A 20,183-nucleotide genomic window follows, 5' to 3' on the forward strand; every position below is an offset into this window, starting at 1 on the left:
TCCTTTTTGTATATTCAAACACCCGCAGGGAATACTGACAAGTATTAGACCTGCGGGTGTTTTTTGTATTGGCCATGCGCCAACATTAAGGAGGGGATTTGAAATGTCTCTAAGTTTCGTGTTAATGCTGATCCAAGTGTTTTTTGCTGTCGTTATCGGCTTATATTTTTGGAATTTGCTTCGTAATCAGAAGACAAATCGAACAGCCGTTGACCGCGAATCGCGGAAGGAGCTGGATAAGCTTCGCAAGCTACGCTCCATTTCGCTTACGAAGCCGCTTGCCGAGAAAACAAGGCCGCAAGCGATGCAGGACATCGTCGGCCAAATCGACGGCCTCAAGGCGCTCAAAGCGGCGCTATGCAGCGCAAATCCGCAGCATGTTATTATCTATGGCCCGCCTGGAGTCGGCAAGACGGCTGCAGCGCGCGTCGTGCTTGAGGAAGCGAAGAAAAACCCAGCTTCCCCATTTTTGCCAGAGGCGAAATTTACGGAGATTGACGCGACGACTGCTCGATTCGATGAGAGGGGAATTGCAGATCCGTTGATCGGCTCTGTCCATGACCCGATTTATCAAGGTGCAGGCGCAATGGGCGTCGCAGGCATTCCACAGCCGAAGCCAGGGGCAGTGACCAAAGCGCACGGCGGCATTCTGTTCATCGATGAGATTGGGGAATTGCATCCGATTCAGTTGAATAAGCTATTAAAAGTGCTTGAGGACCGCAAAGTATTTTTGGAAAGCGCCTATTACAACTCTGAGGACGCGAACATTCCGATGTATGTGCATGACGTATTTCAGAATGGCTTGCCAGCTGATTTTCGCCTCGTCGGCGCGACAACTCGTTCGCCGCAGGAGCTGCCGGCTGCGCTCCGTTCGCGTTGCATGGAGGTTTATTTCCGTCCGCTGCTCGCTGAAGAGATTTCACAAATCGCTTCGAACGCCGTGAAGAAAATCGGCTTCGAGCCATCTGCCGATGCTATTGAGGTTGTGAAGCGGTATGCGACGAATGGACGGGAAGCCGTCAACGTTATCCAGCTCGCAGCGGGACTTGCGCTATCGGAGAAAAGGGATACGCTGACTGCGGCGGACATTGAATGGGTCGTCAACAGCAGCCAAATTCCGCCGCGCCCGGATCGGAAAGTGCCAGCGGAGCCGCAGATTGGTTTCGTTAATGGCCTAGCGGTATACGGTCCTAATATGGGGACGCTGCTCGAAATTGAAGTGAGCGCGATTCCTGTTCGCACGGGCAAAGGCACGTTTACGATTACAGGCGTAGTTGACGAGGAAGAGCTTGGCGGCGGTTCGCGCACGCTGCGTCGCAAGAGCATGGCGAAGGGGTCTGTCGAGAATGTATTGACCGTGCTGCGCCGCTATGGCCTTCGTCCGCATGATTATGACCTGCACATTAACTTCCCTGGCGGAACGCCGATTGATGGCCCTTCAGCAGGCATTGCGATGGCGACGGCCATTGCCTCAGCGATCAAAGGGGAGCCGGTCGATAATAAACTCGCGATGACGGGCGAGGTCGGCATACATGGCAATGTGAAGCCTGTCGGCGGCGTGCTGGCCAAAGTGGAGGCAGCTTTCCAAGCTGGCGCTGAGCGAGTGATTATTCCTCGGGAAAATTGGCAAGCAATATTCGAAGGATTAGAGGGCGTGCAAATTATCCCAGTTGACCGTGTAGATGAGGTGTTTGCGCTCCTTTTCCCTCAGGCGGAGGAGAAGTTCCATCAGTTGGATTCAGTCCCGGCGACAGAGCTGTATATCTCTCCTTCGGTGCCGTATTTGCAGGCGGATTCCGCGGAGTGATAAAATGGTATAGACATCATTAATGGAGGTGCTGGTATGGGGCCTGGAAAATCGAAAGGTCGTAGATTGCCCCTGCTTCCGCTCAGGGGGCTGCTCGTATATCCCAGCATGGTTCTCCACCTCGACGTGGGACGGGAAAAATCGGTACGGGCGCTAGAGCGCGCGATGGTCGATGATCATATGATTTTGTTGTGCTCGCAGTCTGAAGTGAACATCGAGGAGCCGACTCAGGAGGATATCTATCGCATCGGGACCATTGCGCGCGTTAGGCAGATGCTTAAGCTGCCTAACGGCACGATTCGCGTACTCGTCGAAGGTGTCGTTCGCGCTGAGGTGCTTGATTATTTGCCGAATGAAGAGTTTTATGAGGTTATGATCAAGGAATTGCCGGAGCAGGAATCTGAGGATTCCGAGACCGATGCGCTTATGCGGACCGTTCTGAGTCAATTTGAGAATTACATTAATTTGTCTAAAAAGGTCACGCCAGAAACGCTTGCCGCCGTTTCTGACATTGACGAGCCTGGACGTCTTGCAGACGTCATTACGAGCCATCTGTCGCTCAAAATTCGCGATAAGCAGGATATTCTAGAAACGGTGGACGTCCGTCAGCGGCTGGAGAAGCTGCTGGACATTCTTCATAATGAGCGCGAAGTGCTGGAGCTGGAACGGAAAATCAATCAGCGCGTGAAGAAGCAGATGGAGAAAACCCAGAAGGAATATTATTTGCGCGAGCAAATGAAGGCGATCCAGAAGGAGCTTGGCGATAAGGAAGGCCGGGCTGGCGAGGTTGAAGAGCTGCGAAGCCAGTTGGAGGAAGCGGGGCTTCCGGAGAAGGTGAAGGAGAAGGTTGAGAAGGAAATCGACCGTCTCGAGAAAATGCCGTCGACCTCTGCTGAGGGCGGCGTCATCCGCAATTATATCGATTGGTTATTGTCTTTGCCTTGGAACAAAGGGGACGAGGAAGGCATCGATCTCGATTTGGAACGTGCCGAGGAGATTCTTAACGAGGATCACTACGGTCTGGATAAGCCGAAGGAGCGTGTGCTTGAATACCTGGCAGTACAGAAGTTGGTACAGAAGCTCAAAGGGCCGATTCTATGCCTTGTAGGGCCTCCAGGCGTCGGAAAGACGTCGATTGCGCGTTCAATCGCCAAATCGCTGGGGCGCAAGTTCGTGCGCATCTCGCTTGGCGGCGTTCGGGACGAGGCTGAAATTCGCGGACATCGGCGTACATATGTCGGTGCAATGCCAGGTCGCATCATGCAGGGGATGAAGACGGCGGGTACGCTGAATCCCGTATTTTTGTTAGATGAGATTGACAAAATGGCAATGGACTTCCGGGGAGACCCTGCCGCTGCATTGCTAGAGGTATTGGATCCCGAGCAGAATTCGACCTTCAGCGATCACTTCATTGAAGTGCCGTTCGATCTGTCGAACGTCATGTTCGTAACGACTGCCAACGGCCTGCACAATGTACCACGCCCGCTGCTTGATCGGATGGAAATCCTATCGATCCCGGGCTACACAGAGCTTGAGAAGCTGCAGATAGCCGAGCGTTATTTGCTGCCGAAGCAGAAGAAGGAGCACGGGCTGGAGGAAAACCAGTTGGTTGTAGATGACGGGGCGCTGCAACAGGTCATTCGCGAGTATACGCGCGAGGCTGGCGTTCGGAATCTGGAGCAGCAGCTCGCAGCGCTTTGCCGCAAGGCAGCGAAGCAAATCGTGTCCAAGGATCACGATGGCTCGGTCATCATCGTCGATTCAGACAAAATCAAAGAATGGCTCGGACCGATCAAATTCCGTTATGGGCAAGCAGAGCAGGACGACCAGATCGGGGCAGTGACGGGGTTAGCTTGGACTGAGGTCGGCGGCGATACGCTCGTCATCGAGGTGACCGTCATGCAAGGCAGCGGCAAGCTGACGCTGACAGGTAAGCTTGGCGATGTGATGAAAGAGTCGGCGCAAGCTGCATTCAGCTATATGAGGTCCAAAGCAGCGGAGCTGAACATCGATCCCGAGTTCCATGAGAAGAATGACATTCATATCCACATTCCAGAGGGAGCTATACCGAAGGATGGACCATCAGCAGGCATTACGATGGCTACAGCGCTGATCAGCGCGTTGACGAATCGTCCGGTTTCTCGCGATGTCGCGATGACGGGCGAGATTACGCTCCGCGGCCGCGTGCTGCCAATCGGCGGATTGAAAGAGAAGTCGCTGGCTGCCCACCGTGCGGGCATTAAGAAGGTGCTTCTCCCGAAAGGGAACGAGCATGATTTGGTCGATGTGCCAGAAAGCATCCGTGCAGAAATGACCTTTATTCCGGTCGCGCATATGGATGAAGTGCTGCAGCATGCATTATTGCCGCTGTCGGTACCTGAACAGAAAGCAGGGACGCACGTTACATGAAAATTACATCAGCAGAGTTTATTATCAGCGCCGTAAGACCGGATCAATATCCGGAAGATGCCTTGCCAGAGATTGCTCTGGCAGGGCGTTCTAATGTCGGCAAATCTTCATTGATCAACCGTATGATTTTACGCAAAAACTTGGCGCGGACAAGCTCGCAGCCAGGTAAAACGCAGCAATTGAACTATTATAAAATTAATGAGCAAATCTATTTTGTCGATTTTCCGGGTTATGGCTATGCGAAGGTGTCGAAAACGGAACGAGAAGCATGGGGAAGAATGATCGAGACCTTCCTCAAAGTAAGAGAAGAGCTTAAGCTCGTGCTTCTGATTGTGGATATTCGTCACGCTCCTTCCAAGGATGATTGCTTGATGTACGATTGGCTAAAGCATTATGAGATTCCGATTTGTATTGTCGTGACCAAGGCTGACAAGATTCCAAAAAGCAAATGGGATAAGCAAATCAAGCTCGTAAAGGAAACGCTTCAAGCAGACCCGACGGATAAGGTCATTATGTTTTCATCCGAGCTGGGGCTTGGACGCGAGCAGCTGTGGGATTACATTCTTACGGAAACCAGTGATTAAGCGAGAAAGTCGCGTGACTTTCAATCAAAATCAAAGGATAAAGGGTTTTACAGCAGACTGTTCGGGGAAACTAACGGATTTTTCAGAAATATGCGCGAATATCGCGAACGCTCGGCAGGAATAAACATTCGGGATGACGTATAATAAGAATAGGCAGAGAGTTAAACAAGTGCAAGCTTAAAGAATTGAGGAGATTTTTATGGCTGAGCGGTTAGCCACACAGTATGTAAAAGCCAAACTGCAGTTGTCGAGTGAGGAAATGTCTCGTTTTGTCCGTTTTTTCGAGGACCAGCAAATTCGCTACGGCGTGAAGGTGCTTGAGAATGGAAGCCAAGAGGTCGTTCTCGAAGACGTAGCAGGGAGGGAAGAAATCCGCCTTGTATTTGAGCGTCATCATGATGACTACGTTTGTGAACTTTCATGCCGCCTTGTCCATCCTGGATTAACGAATGCTATGCGTAAAGCGGTATCAGCTTTCCGCGGTGATGCGATCGTCAATCGAATCTACAGCAATTATACGATGATCTATCATTATGATAAGGGGCAAGTCCGTCGGATTGTAGAAAGTAATCAGAACGGGGAGCGCGTTGTGTTCGAGCATAAGGATACGCTCGGGCAGCTGGAATGCCAATTCCGCAGTAGGATTGTCGAGCATGAGATTGAAATGGTGCAGGGCGCCATTAATGAACTGCTCGATCTTCGCAATCAGACGACGGACCCGTGCCAGATTCGAGAGATCGATGAGCGTCTTCGCCAGTCGACCCACCAGTTATTCGTGTTGGAGGCTTAAGCTGAAGAAGATTGCAGGCATGGTCCAGGAACCGCACATAAGTGCGGTTCTTTTTATTATGGGGATGATGTCGTGGCGGAACAAACAACTAGCCCAACTCCTGTCTAAGTCGTGCACATTAGCGGCGAGGTGAACATACGTTGTATACGGAATTAAAGTTGGTTGCTTTTCTCGACGTGCTTCGTAAAACCGCCCAAAAAAAACAGTTGCATTTCAAGTCGATAGATGTTATTTTTATTTTCGTTGAACAAATAATAGGAACCAGGATTCACTCAGGACATAGTAATGTTGCGAGAGATTATTCCCTCGGGAAGTGAATGACGTAGGTCCTAGCGGATGAAATTTTTTCAAACATTTTATTCCTAGGAAGGGGGAACCGAAAGATGGAATACTCAACTTTCGGAAGACACGTTGCTGTCGATGCTTGGGGTGTAGATTTTGACTTGCTAAACAATGCAGAAGCTCTGCAGTCACAAATGGTGGAGGCCGCAGAAGCGTGCGGAGCAACAGTGCTCTCGGTTCAAGCCAAACAATTCGATCCTCAAGGCGCGACTGTACTCGTGCTCCTGTCGGAAAGCCATCTCTCGATCCATACGTATCCAGAGAAAGGTTTTGCGGCACTCGACTGTTACACCTGCGGTGAAACTGTGGATCCGCAGCTGGCAATTGATTACATGCTTGCCGTATTGAAGCCAACGACTTCGCATGCGAAGAAGCTTGTACGCGGCATGGGTGAACTGCAAGTTGTTGAACCGGTAATGAAGCAAGCAGAACTCGTTTAATTAAACGAAAACCTGCTGCAAGGGAACGAAGAACGCGTTATAGCGTCGCATAGAGGAAATGGCCATGGAGCAATCCATGGCCATTTCTTTTCACTTTATACAGATTGCTGTGCACATAGGAATAATGGGAAGAATCCCTGTCCACACTAGGGGCAGGAATGGTTTCATACTTTTTTCATAAATGAAAGCGTACGGGTTGTTGAACTATGCTATAATTTATCGAGACCATGTCGGATACATTCCAAGAAGAAGGAGGCAGGGACGTATGCATATCATCGTAGTAGGCTTGAATTATCGGACAGCGCCCGTCGAGGTGAGGGAACGATTCACGTTTGCTGAACGGGATTTACCTGCGGCATTACGGCAATTAAAACAGACGAAGAGCATACTCGAAGGCGTCATCGTCGCAACCTGCAACCGGACGGAGCTGTATGCTGTCGTGGATCGGCATCATCTGTGCGGCCACTATATTCGAAGCTTCATGGAGCAGTGGTTCAAGCTGCCGCGGCAGCATTTTACGAACCATCTCTATATGTATGAGGATGATCAGGCGATTGAGCATCTGTTCCGCGTAACGAGCGGATTGGATTCCATGGTCATTGGCGAAACGCAAATTCTAGGTCAAGTGAAAGAGGCCTTCCTTCTCGCGCAAAAAGAGAAGGCGACAGGCACTTTATTTAATATGGTGTTTAAACAAGCGGTCACGCTAGCGAAGCGCGCGCATTCGGAAACCTCGATCGGCGAGTCTGCCGTATCGGTAAGCTATGCGGCTGTGGAGCTGGGCAAACGGATTTTCGGCCACTTCGGCAAGAAGACGGTCATGATCATTGGCGCTGGCAAAATGAGCGAGCTGACCGGCAAGCATTTGGCGGCTAATGGCGCGGATCGCGTCATAGTAGCGAATCGTTCGATTGATCGTGCCATTGAGCTGGCGGACAAGCTTGGCGGGTTGCCTTGTACGATGACGGAGGCGGTCCATCGGCTGCATGAAGCCGACATTGTCATTAGCTCGACGGGAGCCGACGGCTTCGTTCTGAAGCGGGAGCAAGTGGCTATTGCGATGCAGCGCCGCAAGTCGCGTCCATTGTTCATGATTGATATTGCAGTGCCGCGCGATTTGGATCCGACCATCGCTGCGGTTGATAACGTCTTTTTGTACGACATTGATGATTTGGAAGGCATCGTCGAAAGCAATCTGGAGCAAAGACGCAAGGAATCCGCGAAGATCGAGGCGATGATCGTGGAGGAGCAGGAATCGTTCAGAAGCTGGTATAAGACATTAGGTGTCGTTCCGCTAATTAAGGCGCTGCAGAGCAAGGCGGAGGTTATTCACTCGGAAACGATGGATAGTTTGATGAATAAGCTGCCTGATCTTGGTGAGCGTGAATTAAAAGTCATCCGCAAATTAACAAAAAGCATGATGAATCAAATGATGAGCGACCCTATTCTGGGCATTAAAGAAACAGCCGGAGAGAAGCATGCTGGAGAAGCGATGGATTTGTTTGTTAAGTTGTTCGCACTCGAGCCACAGCTTGAACAAGCGCAAGGATCAGCTGTCGCGAAGTCGACAATATCTGCGCCAACGACGGCAGCAGAGTCGACCTCGGCTCATGTACCGGCTGGCGTTGCGGCTGCAACGCCGTAAGGAGCCGCCGCATGCACGCGGCGGTTTTTGCTGTTTTACGTGACTGTGAAGGATGGAGGCGCTTATGGTTACGTCAAATTGGTTTTACGATGCCATGCTGTATGTGTACGCCCTGAGCCTTCTGTTTTATTTCTCTGATTTTGTGGATGCGAATCGGAGTGCCAAACGGATCGGCGCAGGGCTTCTCGTGTTTGTCTGGGCGCTGCAGACTGGGTATCTGGTATATCGGTTAGCATCGCATTTGGACATGTCTTACATATCAGGGTTTGAATATTGGTTTGTCTTCTCGTGGCTGTTAGTAACGGTTTCGCTCGTCATCAGCCGGTTTTTCCGTATTGAGTATATCGTATTTATCGTTAACTTAATTGGATTTGCCGTACTTACTGCTTTGCTTCTTGTTAACCCGGGGCCATCGCTTCCGGCAGAGCCTTTCGAGGCGGCTCGCGATTTGCTTATCGTTCACATCAGCTTGATGACCTGCGCGTTCGCGGCATTGACGATTTCGGCCATTTTTGCAGGCATGTATATGTTCTTGCATCGCAAGCTTAAGAAGAAGCGTTGGACTAGCCCGGTCAGGCGGCTGCCGAGTCTGCAATTAATTGACCTGTATTCGTTCCGCCTTGTGTCGGCGGGTGCGCCGCTGCTCGCGATGTCGCTTTCCGTTGCGATCGTATCCATTGCTGTGGAGCATGAGTGGGCGTATTTGTTTGATTGGAAAGTGATCATTTCACTTGCAGCGCTCGTGTTATATATCGTTTATTTGGTTCGGCGCAAAGTGAAGGGTCAGATTGGATTTTCTGCCGCCCGGCTGAATTTACTATCGTTTGGGACGCTCATATTGAACGTGCTGTTGAATCCGATTTCTCATTTTCACTAAGGAAGAGATTTGAGAGGATGGGCAGGGGGGGAAATGATGAGCGAGATCCGCTATTATCCGATTATGGTGGATTTGTCTGGCAAACGCTGCCTGGTCGTCGGGGGCGGTGAGGTTGCTTGCCGAAAAGTGAAGGGGTTGCTCGAAGCGGGAGCTGACGATGTCATTCTAATCAGTCCTACGCTTCATGATGAACTGAAAGAGCTGGAACGTAACGGTCGGATTCAAGTTGTACAGCGCGGTTATATTCCTGAGGATATAAACGGTGCGAATCTAGTATTTGCGGCAACAAACCAGTCACAAATGAATGCTAACATTGCGGACGAGGCGAGAAAGCTAGGGATTTGGGCGAACTTGGCCGATGACGGTGCCCAAGGCTCATTCGTAACGCCGGCTGTACATCGCCAAGGCGATCTCGTAATGGCTTTAACGACAAGCGGCGCAAGCCCGGCACTCGCTTCTCGCATTAAGCAGGAGCTTGCTCTTGCATACGGGGATGAATACGCGGAGCGATTGTCCGTATTGCGGCTGTTGCGCGCAAGGGTGCTGCATGCTGGCGCAAGGGATGGAAGCGGAGGAGAGATTTCACCCGCAGTTCGGCGCCGATTGCTGCGGCTCGCAGCGGAAGATGCTGAAGGCTGGAAGCAGACTGCGTGGGCGCTTCGGGAGGAGCCAGATCTAGCTGCGGCGGAATTGGAACGATGGATGGAATCGCTGCGGATGCAGCTTTTATAGAGGGGGCAGTTGGAATGATGAATCAAGCAACAGAAGGTATGCGAGTCATCCGGGTAGGAACGAGGCAGAGTGCGCTTGCATTAACGCAGACTGGGCAAGTGATCGAGCAGTTGAAGGAACTTAGCGAGCGCCATGGGCTGCCTTATACGTTTGAAACCGTTAAGATTGTAACCAAAGGTGATCGGATTCTCGATGTTACGCTTTCTAAGGTAGGCGGTAAAGGGCTGTTTGTAAAAGAAATTGAACAAGCGCTGCTGGATGGTGAAATCGATCTGGCCGTACACAGCATGAAGGACATGCCGTATGAGCTGCCAGAGGGCCTTATGAACGGTTCCGTGCCGAAACGGGTCGATCCTCGTGATGTTCTAATCACAGCAGATGGCGGAGGCTTCGATGCCTTGCCGAACGGTGCAAAAGTAGGTACGAGCAGCTTGCGTCGCGCCAGCCAGCTCAAAAATCGCAGGCCGGACATCGAAATCGTGTCCATCCGCGGCAATATCGATTCCAGGCTGAAGAAGTTGGAGACAGAGCAATTCGATGCGATTGTTCTTGCTGCGGCTGGCATGACGCGAATGGGCTGGGAAAATCGCATTAGCTCGCCGCTGCCCGTAGATATCTGCGTTCCAGCTGTTGGTCAAGGCGCACTTGGCATTGAATGCCGCGAGGCAGATTCGGATGTGCGTTATTTGCTATCGCTCTTGAATGATCCTATTAGTGAGCTCGCTGTCCGAGCGGAGCGCAGCTTTTTGGGCGCGTTGAATGGCGGCTGCCAGATTCCGATCGGCGCGCACGCTACAGTAGCCATACCAGAAGGTGCTTCAAACTTAGAGGGCGCACTGATCGAGTTGGTCGGTATTGTCGGCTCGCCGGATGGCGAAATTTTGCTCAAAGAAATCGGTAAGGGCACAGATCCGGAGGCGCTCGGGCTTAGCGTTGCCGCTGCGCTTCGGGCGAACGGCGCGGATCAAATATTGTCTCAGGTGAGAGGATGACGAGTATGAAGGGGAAAGTATATCTGGTCGGAGCCGGTCCAGGCGATCCGAAGCTGATTACGATGCGGGGCGTAGAGTGCTTGCAGCGTGCAGAGGTTGTCGTGTATGACCGATTGGCAAGCCCGCGTTTGCTGGCGCATGTAAAGCCAGGCGCGGAACGCGTCTATGTAGGCAAGCTGCCAGACCGCCATACGATGAAGCAGGAAGAAATTAATCAGTTGCTCGTCGATCTTGCATTGGAAGGAAAGACGGTTACTCGCCTTAAGGGCGGAGACCCGACGATATTCGGCCGTGTAGGCGAGGAAGCTGAGCTGCTGGAGGCGAACGGGATCGAATTTGAGATCGTGCCAGGCATTACTTCGGCTATCGCAGTTCCTGCATACGCAGGCATTCCAGTTACGCATCGTGACTTGGCCTCATCCTTATCGATTATTACGGGGCACGAGAGCCCTGAGAAGCTGGACCGTTCCATTCACTGGGATAAAGTGACAAATGCAACAGGCACGCTTATTTTTCTAATGGGCGTAGCCAAAATTGGCTATATTAGCGAACAGCTCATTACGCATGGCAAATCGCCTTCGACACCTGTAGCGCTTGTGCGTTGGGGAACGCGTGTCGAGCAGGAAACGCTTATAGGCACGCTGGAAAATATCGCAGCTAAGGTAGAAGAGGCTAACTTCAAGCCACCGGCGGTTATCGTCGTCGGCGAGGTTGTCAATCAACGCGATTCGCTGCGCTGGTACGAGAAAAAGCCGTTGTTCGGCACGCGCATTCTCGTGACGCGCGCTCGTACGCAAGCGAGCGACCTGGTCCGTTTGATCGAAGAGCTTGGCGGCGAGCCGTGCGAATATCCGGTTATTGAAACCCGCGAGCCTTCGGATGCCAATACGGTTCAGGCGATTGAGCAGGCGCTGCGCGAAGCGGATACGTTCGACTGGCTCATGTTTACGAGCGTGAACGGCGTAGAGGCATTTTATCGCTGGCTGAAGCGTTATGGCGTAGATATTCGGAAATTTGCAAAAGCACGTATCGCTGCGGTTGGTCCCAAGACAGCGGAAGCGCTGCAAGAGCGCGGATTGGCGGTCGAGGAGCTGCCGGCGCAATTCCGGCAGGAAGGGCTTGTCGAGAAGCTGGACGCATCGCTTAAGGCTGGCCAGCGCGCTTTGATCGCTCGGGGCGATCTAGCGCGTGAAGTGCTGCCTCGCGAGCTGAATGCTCGCGGCGTTGAAACCGTTGAGTTGGACGTATACGAAACAGTTCTCGCCGAGCATCAAGATGAGATGGCGCTGGAGCTGCTGCAGGAAGGCGCTGTGCATGTCGTGACGTTTACGAGCTCGTCGACGGTAACGAATTTAATAGAGCTGCTTCGCCGCAACGGGGTCGAAGAGCCGGAGAAGCTGTTGGCCAAATCGCAAATTGCAAGCATTGGGCCGTTGACGACAGCAACAGCTGCTGAAGCGGGTCTGCATGTAACGATTGAACCGGAAGAAGCGACGATTGAAGCGTTGGTCGCTGCGATTGCCGCACAACGGCTCGCCGATCGCGCAAGTCGCGTTTAACAATAGATAGAAGCAGGAGGAGGTACGGCAAATGAGCTTTCCGACAGTTAGACATCGCCGTCTTCGCGGATCGGCAGCGCTGCGCAGCATGGTGCGCGAAACGATTTTGACAGTGAATGATTTCATTTATCCGATATTTGTAACCTACGGCACGAATGTGAAGGAAGAAATTCCGTCCATGCCGGGCGTTTACCATTTCTCGATGGATCGACTTGAGGAAGAGATTCGCGAGGTTGTCAGCCTGGGCATTCCGTCCATCCTGCTGTTTGGCGTACCGGCTAGCAAAGATGCGATCGGATCTTCGGCTTATGATCACAATGGCATCGTTCAGGAAGCTACGCGTGCGATCAAGCAGTGGGCGCCCGAGCTTGTCGTTATTGCGGACACTTGCTTGTGCCAATTTACCGATCATGGCCATTGCGGCGTCGTCCATGTGCATGAGCAGACGGGCAATGCCGAGGTCGATAATGATCAATCGCTGGAGCTGCTCGTGAAAACGGCAGTCTCACAAGCGGAGGCTGGTGCTGATATTATAGCGCCATCCAATATGATGGACGGCTTTGTATCTGCTATTCGCGACGGACTGGATGCAGCAGGCTATACGAACGTGCCGATTATGTCCTATTCCGTCAAGTATGCTTCTGCCTTTTATGGCCCGTTCCGGGATGCGGCTCATTCGGCGCCGCAGTTCGGCGACCGCAAAACGTATCAAATGGACCCCGCCAACGCTAGGGAAGCGCTTCGCGAAGCGGAGTCGGATGTGCTGGAGGGCGCAGATTTCTTGATGGTGAAGCCGGCGCTTGCCTACTTGGATATCGTACGCACGTTGAAGGATCAATTCGATCTGCCGCTTGTTGCGTACAACGTGAGCGCGGAGTATTCGATGGTGAAAGCGGCGGCAGCCAATGGCTGGTTAGATGAGCGGGCGATTGTCCTTGAGACGTTGACCGGCATGAAGCGTGCCGGTGCCGACTTGATTATGACGTATCACGCCAAAGATGCGGCGCGCTGGCTGCAAGGCTAAGCCGGCATAACGGCATTCGGATAGAAGGAGACGATAACGATGAGCCAAACAATCGATCCCAATCGCCATAGGAAGGATGAGCGCTCGAAAGCGGCGTTCGAGGTGGCGAAACAATATATTCCCGGTGGCGTTAATAGTCCGGTTCGAGCATTCAAATCGGTCGGATTGACTCCTGTCTATATGGAGCGCGGAAGCGGTTCGCGCGTGTATGATATCGACGGCAACAGCTATCTCGACTACGTCGCCTCATGGGGACCGCTCATTATGGGGCATGCCCATCCGGAAGTTGTAGAAGCGATTAAACGTACAGCCGAGAACGGAACGAGCTTCGGCGCTCCGACTGAGCTTGAGACGCTGATGGCACAGCTGGTATGCGAGCGCGTGCCTTCAGCCGATATCGTGCGCATGGTGAACTCGGGTACAGAAGCAACGATGAGCGCCCTGCGCTTGGCGAGAGGCTATACGAAGCGGAGCAAGATTTTGAAATTCGAGGGCTCTTATCATGGTCATGCGGATAGCTTGCTTATTAAAGCAGGCTCGGGTGTGGCTACGCTAGGGTTGCCGGACAGCCCTGGCGTACCGGAGAGCGTGGCGACCCATACGATTACGGTGCCGTACAACGATATCGAATCGGTCAAATTGGCTTTCGAGAAGTTCGGCGAGCAAATCGCCTGCGTGATCGTAGAGCCGATTGCGGGCAATATGGGCGTCGTGCCGCCGCTGCCGGGCTTCCTGCAAGGGCTGCGCGACGTGACGACGCAGTATGGCAGCCTGCTTATTTTCGATGAGGTAATGACGGGCTTCCGCGTTCATTATCACTGTGCGCAAGGCTTGTACGGCGTAACGCCGGATCTGACCTGCTTAGGCAAAGTGATCGGCGGAGGCCTCCCAGTTGGCGCGTACGCTGGCCGCCGTGATTTGATGGAGCAGATGGCGCCAGCCGGCCCAATCTATCAAGCAGGCACGCTGTCGGGCAACCCGCTAGCTATGGCTGCAGGCTATACAACGCTGAAGCTGATGACGCCGGAAGTGTATGAGCGGCTTGAGCAGCTGTCGGTAAGGCTCCAGCTCGGTTTCGAGCGCAATGCCGTGAAGCATGGCGTAGCGAGTACGATTAACCGTGTAGGCTCGATGGTATGCCCATTCTTCACCGAAACGCATGTTATTAACTTCGATACGGCCAAAACATCTGATCTAGAGAAGTTTAAGAAATATTTTGGAGCCATGCTGGATCTCGGCGTCAGCGTAGCGCCTTCGCAATTCGAAGGCATGTTCGTCTCCGGCGTGCATACCGAAGCGGACATCGATTTCACGATTGAAGCGCATGCTGAAGCGCTTCGTCGTTTGTAGAGAATGGCGAGCGCGCTGTTTGATTGGAACAAGGGTGCCGTTCGGGAGGGCAGAAGGCTCTTTCTGATGAAAAGCGGATGCAGCGGAGCGCTGTTGGAAGACTGGCCGAAAGCAGGCAGCAGCCCGCATCAGCTTAAGCTGTGGCTGCAGCAGCAGGAATGGTTTCCGCTCAAATGGGTGAACCTGCTGTTTTCCGTTGGCGGCATCCAGCAGGATGGGGAGCGAATTGCACTGGATGCGTTCCCTCCTGCTGATTTGGACAAGGACCCGCTTTATCGCCTCGCATCAGAGGGGGAAGCAGGCAAGGCCATTGCAGCATGCCGTGTGCTGTATGAGGATGATAGCATCCTTGTGATGCACAAGCCGGCAGGCGTCCCTGTGCACCCGTCTAGGCCGGGCGAGCGGGGCACGCTGGATGAGGCCGCAGCTCGGCATATGCTGAAGAAGGGGGATCCGCTTCCCGTTCGGCATATCCATCGGCTGGATCAAGAAACGTCGGGACCGGTGCTGTATAGCAAGAACGATTTAGCGCAGCTTAGGCTCGATGAGGCGATGCGTCAGAAGACGATTGAACGCGTCTATCTCGCATTCGTGCAAGGGAAAATAAGCAAGCCGAGAGGCGTCATCGACGCTCCCATCGGTCGCGATCGTCATCAGCCCGCGCGTCGGCGGGTCATAGCAAACGGAGACCATGCAGTCACTCGTTATGAAACGATGGAACGATATTCGAAGGCGACGTTGGTCAGGATACGGCTCGAGACGGGACGAACGCATCAAATTCGTGTCCATATGAGTCATCTTGGCCATCCGTTGATCGGCGATTCGCTCTATGGCGGGGATACCGCTCTTCTGAAACATCAAGCGCTGCATGGCGAAATGCTCGTATTCCACCATCCGCTCAGCGGAGCGCCGGTTAAGGTGTTTTCGCCGCTTCCGGATTGGTACGCGCAATTGAAGCAGACGTTATCGCAACCCATCTCGCCTTGGCTATAGATGGAAGGCCGCTCCTTAACGGGGCGGTCTTCTTGTTTTATGGCATATGCTGTGAATTTCATAGTCATGCTCTATGCGCGGCTGCCATATGATAGGTATTGGATGAGAAGATAGCCCAAGCTGCAAGGTGGAAGGGAGGACTGGAGCGTGCCGGATCAAACGAACGGTTTGCGCTTTGATGTGTATGAACGTGTCCATTTGCCGGATGAAGTTGCCGCGATTGAGGAATTAGAGGAGATTGAGCTTGTTCCCCGCATCCAAGTCATTCAACAAGGCGAGCAAGCATTATTAAAAGGCCAGCTGCTGCTGACGGGTGTTTATCGTTCCCAGCATGATTTGCAGCAGCCGCAGTCATTGGAGCATTGGATTCCGGTCGAAATTACGCTGCCGATGAATCGTGTGCAAAGCATTGCAGACATTTCAGTCGAAATCGATCACTTCGATGTTGATCTGCTGTCATCGCGAACCTTGAATATTACGGGGATTTTATCCCTGCATGGCATTCAAGTGGAGCAGCAGGAGGAAACGCAGCAGGGATGGCGGGATGAGGAGCCAATTACGGTCGTGCATCGCCGTGAGGCAGCGCCTCCTTTAGTGGAGCCTTGGTATCCGAGATACGATAGCCCTGAGGTGCCAATCGAGCAACAAGTGCAGCGGGATGACTACGGACAGGCTGAGACGCCGCAGCCGCCGTTAGCGGAGCAGAGCGAAGTATTGTTCCAGCCGCCTCCGCAATATCCGCCGTCTTGGGCGCAGTCTTATTACCAGCCCCAAGGGCGACCGGAAGCAGAGGCGATCCCGTATTCGGCAAGCCCTGCTTATAGCGTCGAAAGCGAAGCGATTGCTGAGCGAGAGCAAGCGCCGTCGGTCATAAACTGGTCAGCATTCGCGACGCAGCAGCCGATCGAGCAGTCGGAGGAGCCAGCAGCGGAAGCGGCACCATTGGACGAACGGCCGGATAGCTGGACGATCCCGGCTGCGGTTGAGGCGGAAGAGGCACGCATCGATCAAAGCTTCTACGGAAACGCGAGAGAGGAGCAGCAGTTTGGTGATATTGCCCTGCCTTCTGCGCAGCATGAAGCCTCGTTCGTAACGGAAGCGCCTATTGAAGCGGAGACCGAGCGAACGAACTTTTCACAGCCGCAGTGGGCGCCAGTGGAGCAGGAGCCGGCGCTGTCTTCCCAAGCGCAAGCAGTGGAAGAGACTCCTTATCCGTCGGCAGGCATCGCTGATGCAAGGCAGCAGCAGCAGGAGGCAGAGGCTGAACGCAAAGAGCTGAAGGTTGCATTTGGCCGCAAACGGGCCGAGGAAGCGCCTCCGGAGAGAGAGTCCGTAGGTTTCCGGTCTATTCTGCAATCCTCCCGCCGCGAGCAGGAGGCGCGAGAGGCATCAGATTTGGCGAATGCCGCCGCAAAGGAGCCTTCACGCGTTACGACCGGAGATGAGATCGAGTGGAAAACGTTGTTCTTAGGCAAGCTAGCTGATGAGCAAGGCTTCCGTAAAGTGAGGATGTGTATCGTACAGCGGGAGGAAACGCTGGAGGATATCGCGGAGCGTTACGGGAAAAACTCGCGGGAGCTTTCGCTCCACAATCGCCTGCAGGATCAAGCCGTAACGGAAGGGCAAGTGCTGTATATTCCTTGACCTTGCTTTCTTGATTAGAAGCGGGAAAGGCGCTGTTAGTCGCTCGTGGAAGTGAGCGATAGCAGCGCCTTTTTGGGCATAGCGATTACGGATTGACGGATTTGATTTGTTTAACAATTTCAAGCCGCTGGCGTTTTAATTCCCACATTTGCAGCTGGATGCTTTTCATATACGTCTGGTTTTGCGAGTGGGAGCGCATTTCATCGAACAATCCGAGCAGCTTTTGATTAATTAGATCAAATTGTCCCCACAGCTCTCGTTTCAATTGCTTTTCTTGAAGCGCCTGTACATATTCGTCCTTACGTGACAATTGGAGTAGAATGGATTGCTGCCATGCCGTATCTCCCTTTTGAATCGCATAATTGTACAGATCGAGGTGGTCGTTAATCCATGCTTCGATTTGCTGGTTGACGATCATGTTCATCTCGCATCACCTATCGTTTTTGTTTATATACCGAGTATTATACTAGGTTTTTAAGGAAATACAATGCTTTTATCGCGAGAAGTTAATGGTGCTTGTCGCTTGACTTTCACGGTCGAGGGCGGTTAAGATAAATGTGATTTTACTATCTATCATGTCAGGGGAAATTTTAATGATTACTGGTGTTCTTAACTAATCAATTGGATATTTGCGGAAGACCCAATCTTATATCGTAAGCTAGCGCAAAAAACCTTGTCTTTACAATGGTTTGCTTTGTGTTGGATGCGATATGGTACTCGTGAGGGCTCCGTACCAATTAGTTAAGAACATGAGAGATTTCCGCCTGAACGTGACATTTCCGTTCGGTCCAATCGCCGTGCTCTAGCAGCACGGCTTTTTTGCGTTTATCGCGTGATTGGATTGAATGCTGGAATGCTGCGGCTGTTTGGGGACGGAACGCCTACTCGCGTTTCGTCCTTTTTTTGTACCCTCAATAGGCTGAAAAGGAGCTGTATGGACATGATCAACGAAGCGACTAAAAGAATGCTTGAGTTGGACCAGTTGTTAGAAATGGCAGCAGATTTCACAGTGTCGCCCGCAGGGCGGAGGCTGGTGGAGCGGCATGGGCCGAGCAGAGATGCCAGCCGCGTGCAGGCTTGGCTGGAAGAGACGGAAGAGGCGGCAAGGCTGCTTGCGCTTGGCGCAAGCGTTCCATTATCAGCGATGGAAGGGATTGACCTTATCGTCTCCCTGCTCGGAAAAGGGAAAGTATACGCGGAACAAGAGCTGCATCAGCTTGGCGTTTGGTTAGCCTCGGTAGCCCAAATGAAACGATATATGGAGAGCAAACGCGAGGTAGCCCCGCGCATTGCTTCATATGCGGATTCCATGGACGATTGCCCGGAACTGCGCAAGGAGCTGGCTCGATGCTTGAGAGGCAATCAACTGACGGATGAGTCCAGCGCGGAGTTGGGGCGTATTCGTCGCCAGTTGTATGCGCTGGAAGCCAAGATTGAGAAAAAGATTGAGCAGGCGATGGGAAAATACAAGTCGGCGCTGCAAGAATCGATCGTTAGCAAGCGTCGCGGCCATTATGTCATTGCCGTGAAGCGCGAGCTGCGCAAGCAGGTGCCGGGCACCGTGTGGGACGAATCCGCCAGCGGCCAAACGCTATTTGTAGAGCCTGTTGACGTAGCGGGGCTCCAGCAAGAATGGGATAGCTGGAAAGCGGATGAGGAGCAGGAATGCTATATGATTAGAGCGCAACTGTCGGCTATGGCGGAGGCGCGTACGACAGAGCTGACCTGGAATGTGGATGGGATGGGGACATTTGATTTTATTACGGCCAGAGGCAAGCTATCGCGCACTTACAACGGGCAAAGGCCCAAATGGAGCGCGGAGCCTGTCATTAAGCTTCAAGGTGCGAGGCATCCCCTGCTGCCCAATGAGCAATGCGTACCGCTCGATGTAGAGATGGGGTATGAATGGAAGCAGCTCATCATTACCGGTCCGAATACTGGCGGCAAGACGGTTGCGCTCAAAACGGCCGGACTGCTCGTCCTTCTGCATCAGGCTGGCTTCCTTATTCCTGCGGAAGCAACCAGCGAGCTGGGCTTGTTCCATTGCTTGATGGCGGACCTTGGCGATGGGCAAAATATCGAGCAATCACTGAGCACATTTTCCGCTCATATGACGAACGTCGCCGCGATGGTCAAGGCAGCGGACAGCCGGACTTTGCTGCTGCTTGACGAATTGGCTGCAGGTACAGATCCCGGCGAAGGCATCGCGTTGTCGATCGCGGTATTGGAGCATTTGCTATCGCAAGAAGCGCTGGTGGCAGCGACGACCCATTTTAACGAGATTAAACGATACGCATCACAGACAGCCGGCTGCATGAACGCAAGCATGACCTTTGATCCGCAGACGCTGCGGCCGCTCCATCGGCTTGTCATTGGAGAGGCTGGCGAGAGCAGAGCCTTCGCTGTAGCTAGACGATTTGGTTTGCCGGAAGCGATCGTAGCCAGAGCGGAGGCTATGGTCTCGAATGCTCCTCAAAGCAATGAACGGATAACGATGGTTGATGCCGACAGCGGGGTGGCGAGAAAAGCCATTCCGGGTAACCAGGCTAAAAAGCAGGCCAGGCCGGGACAGAAGCGAAACGATGAGGAAGCGCCGACCAAGCCAAAGGCATTCCAGAGCGGGGACTGCGTCTGGATTTACCCGCTGAAGCGGACAGGGATCGTATATCAGGAGGCTGACGAGCGCGGGAACGTGATCGTGCAGGTCGAACAGAAGAAGCTGACGTTCAATCGCAAGCGGCTGGCGCCTTATATCGATCGAAGCAAGCTGTACCCTGGGAGCGATTACGATATGGCGATCGTATTCGATTCGAAGTCGGATCGGAAGAAACGCCATCTAATGAGCCGCAAATATGTAAAAGATGTGCGAATCGAGAATCCGCCAGATGCCGGTGAATAACCCCTATGCGTTGACTTGCGACGTCAAGAGCAGTATGATTACCATATACGCGATCATTCCGCAAGTGATCATTTTTGATCCGGACGATTGGATTGA

Annotated in this window: 16 protein-coding genes; 15 read left to right on the top strand and 1 reads right to left on the bottom strand. The window is 52.8% G+C overall.

The window, feature by feature from the left end; genetic code table 11:
• Nucleotides 1-103 precede the first annotated feature (103 nt).
• From lonB to PAECUDRAFT_RS24915, 14 genes are all read left to right on the top strand, one after another.
• Entirely contained in the window at nucleotides 104-1,807 is a 1,704-nt protein-coding gene (gene lonB, locus PAECUDRAFT_RS19200) for an ATP-dependent protease LonB (RefSeq protein ID WP_006039800.1), read from the top strand.
• Nucleotides 1,808-1,843: 36 nt separating this feature from the next.
• A complete protein-coding gene (lon, locus tag PAECUDRAFT_RS19205; RefSeq protein ID WP_006039801.1) occupies nucleotides 1,844-4,216 on the top strand; it encodes an endopeptidase La in 2,373 nt (790 codons plus the stop codon).
• Complete coding sequence (gene yihA / locus PAECUDRAFT_RS19210) at nucleotides 4,213-4,800, top strand: ribosome biogenesis GTP-binding protein YihA/YsxC (protein WP_006039802.1); 588 nt, start codon at nucleotides 4,213-4,215, stop codon at nucleotides 4,798-4,800. Before lon ends, yihA begins: the two co-directional genes overlap by 4 nt.
• Nucleotides 4,801-4,999: 199 nt before the next feature.
• A complete protein-coding gene (locus tag PAECUDRAFT_RS19215; protein ID WP_006039803.1) occupies nucleotides 5,000-5,590 on the top strand; it encodes a hypothetical protein in 591 nt (196 codons plus the stop codon).
• A 383-nt stretch (nucleotides 5,591-5,973) separates the two neighbouring features.
• Complete coding sequence (speD, locus tag PAECUDRAFT_RS19220) at nucleotides 5,974-6,372, top strand: adenosylmethionine decarboxylase (protein WP_006039804.1); 399 nt, start codon at nucleotides 5,974-5,976, stop codon at nucleotides 6,370-6,372.
• Between the two features lie 265 nt (nucleotides 6,373-6,637).
• Nucleotides 6,638-8,017 (top strand): glutamyl-tRNA reductase, encoded by a 1,380-nt coding sequence (gene hemA / locus PAECUDRAFT_RS19225; protein ID WP_006039805.1) that lies wholly within the window; start codon nucleotides 6,638-6,640, stop codon nucleotides 8,015-8,017.
• A 64-nt stretch (nucleotides 8,018-8,081) separates the two neighbouring features.
• Nucleotides 8,082-8,894: a cytochrome C assembly family protein gene (locus PAECUDRAFT_RS19230; protein WP_006039806.1), complete on the top strand. Its 813-nt coding sequence runs from the start codon at nucleotides 8,082-8,084 to the stop codon at nucleotides 8,892-8,894.
• A 33-nt stretch (nucleotides 8,895-8,927) separates the two neighbouring features.
• Complete coding sequence (locus PAECUDRAFT_RS19235) at nucleotides 8,928-9,626, top strand: precorrin-2 dehydrogenase/sirohydrochlorin ferrochelatase family protein (RefSeq protein WP_083814207.1); 699 nt, start codon at nucleotides 8,928-8,930, stop codon at nucleotides 9,624-9,626.
• Between the two features lie 38 nt (nucleotides 9,627-9,664).
• Entirely contained in the window at nucleotides 9,665-10,618 is a 954-nt protein-coding gene (gene hemC / locus PAECUDRAFT_RS19240; protein ID WP_040713451.1) for a hydroxymethylbilane synthase, read from the top strand.
• 5 nt (nucleotides 10,619-10,623) lie between these two features.
• Nucleotides 10,624-12,177, top strand: coding sequence for a uroporphyrinogen-III C-methyltransferase (cobA, locus tag PAECUDRAFT_RS19245; RefSeq protein ID WP_006039809.1), 1,554 nt, complete (start codon nucleotides 10,624-10,626; stop codon nucleotides 12,175-12,177).
• 31 nt (nucleotides 12,178-12,208) lie between these two features.
• Nucleotides 12,209-13,201 carry a porphobilinogen synthase gene (gene hemB, locus PAECUDRAFT_RS19250; protein WP_006039810.1) on the top strand — a complete coding sequence of 331 codons (993 nt, stop codon included), beginning with the start codon at nucleotides 12,209-12,211 and terminating at the stop codon, nucleotides 13,199-13,201.
• 39 nt (nucleotides 13,202-13,240) lie between these two features.
• On the top strand, nucleotides 13,241-14,551 hold the full coding sequence (gene hemL / locus PAECUDRAFT_RS19255; protein WP_006039811.1) for a glutamate-1-semialdehyde 2,1-aminomutase: 1,311 nt from the start codon (nucleotides 13,241-13,243) through the stop codon (nucleotides 14,549-14,551).
• Between the two features lie 66 nt (nucleotides 14,552-14,617).
• Nucleotides 14,618-15,544, top strand: a complete 927-nt coding sequence (locus PAECUDRAFT_RS19260; RefSeq protein ID WP_006039812.1) for an RluA family pseudouridine synthase — start codon at nucleotides 14,618-14,620, stop codon at nucleotides 15,542-15,544.
• Between the two features lie 147 nt (nucleotides 15,545-15,691).
• Nucleotides 15,692-17,188, top strand: coding sequence for a LysM peptidoglycan-binding domain-containing protein (locus PAECUDRAFT_RS24915; protein ID WP_006039813.1), 1,497 nt, complete (start codon nucleotides 15,692-15,694; stop codon nucleotides 17,186-17,188).
• An 85-nt stretch (nucleotides 17,189-17,273) separates the two neighbouring features.
• Here PAECUDRAFT_RS24915 and PAECUDRAFT_RS19270 read toward each other — a convergent pair whose 3' ends face one another.
• Entirely contained in the window at nucleotides 17,274-17,612 is a 339-nt protein-coding gene (locus PAECUDRAFT_RS19270) for a hypothetical protein (RefSeq protein WP_006039814.1), read from the bottom strand.
• A gap of 516 nt (nucleotides 17,613-18,128) precedes the next feature.
• Between PAECUDRAFT_RS19270 and PAECUDRAFT_RS19275 the strand changes: the two genes are divergently transcribed.
• Nucleotides 18,129-20,087, top strand: a complete 1,959-nt coding sequence (locus PAECUDRAFT_RS19275; protein ID WP_006039815.1) for an endonuclease MutS2 — start codon at nucleotides 18,129-18,131, stop codon at nucleotides 20,085-20,087.
• The last annotated feature ends 96 nt before the right edge of the window (nucleotides 20,088-20,183 follow it).

This window comes from Paenibacillus curdlanolyticus YK9 (genome assembly GCF_000179615.1).
Classification (GTDB): Bacteria; Bacillota; Bacilli; order Paenibacillales; family Paenibacillaceae; genus Paenibacillus_T; species Paenibacillus_T curdlanolyticus.

What these genes read in the sequence shown, in the direction of transcription:
- PAECUDRAFT_RS19215 (WP_006039803.1), top strand. Translation starts at nt 5,000, where the DNA reads ATGGCTGAGCGGTTAGCCACACAGTATGTAAAAGCCAAACTGCAGTTG.
- cobA (WP_006039809.1), top strand. Translation starts at nt 10,624, where the DNA reads ATGAAGGGGAAAGTATATCTGGTCGGAGCCGGTCCAGGCGATCCGAAG.
- lonB (WP_006039800.1), top strand. Translation starts at nt 104, where the DNA reads ATGTCTCTAAGTTTCGTGTTAATGCTGATCCAAGTGTTTTTTGCTGTC.
- hemL (WP_006039811.1), top strand. Translation starts at nt 13,241, where the DNA reads ATGAGCCAAACAATCGATCCCAATCGCCATAGGAAGGATGAGCGCTCG.
- PAECUDRAFT_RS19230 (WP_006039806.1), top strand. Translation starts at nt 8,082, where the DNA reads ATGGTTACGTCAAATTGGTTTTACGATGCCATGCTGTATGTGTACGCC.
- PAECUDRAFT_RS19270 (WP_006039814.1), bottom strand. Translation starts at nt 17,612, where the DNA reads ATGAACATGATCGTCAACCAGCAAATCGAAGCATGGATTAACGACCAC.
- PAECUDRAFT_RS19235 (WP_083814207.1), top strand. Translation starts at nt 8,928, where the DNA reads ATGATGAGCGAGATCCGCTATTATCCGATTATGGTGGATTTGTCTGGC.
- hemB (WP_006039810.1), top strand. Translation starts at nt 12,209, where the DNA reads ATGAGCTTTCCGACAGTTAGACATCGCCGTCTTCGCGGATCGGCAGCG.
- speD (WP_006039804.1), top strand. Translation starts at nt 5,974, where the DNA reads ATGGAATACTCAACTTTCGGAAGACACGTTGCTGTCGATGCTTGGGGT.
- yihA (WP_006039802.1), top strand. Translation starts at nt 4,213, where the DNA reads ATGAAAATTACATCAGCAGAGTTTATTATCAGCGCCGTAAGACCGGAT.
- PAECUDRAFT_RS19260 (WP_006039812.1), top strand. Translation starts at nt 14,618, where the DNA reads ATGAAAAGCGGATGCAGCGGAGCGCTGTTGGAAGACTGGCCGAAAGCA.
- hemC (WP_040713451.1), top strand. Translation starts at nt 9,665, where the DNA reads ATGCGAGTCATCCGGGTAGGAACGAGGCAGAGTGCGCTTGCATTAACG.
- hemA (WP_006039805.1), top strand. Translation starts at nt 6,638, where the DNA reads ATGCATATCATCGTAGTAGGCTTGAATTATCGGACAGCGCCCGTCGAG.
- PAECUDRAFT_RS19275 (WP_006039815.1), top strand. Translation starts at nt 18,129, where the DNA reads ATGATCAACGAAGCGACTAAAAGAATGCTTGAGTTGGACCAGTTGTTA.
- lon (WP_006039801.1), top strand. Translation starts at nt 1,844, where the DNA reads ATGGGGCCTGGAAAATCGAAAGGTCGTAGATTGCCCCTGCTTCCGCTC.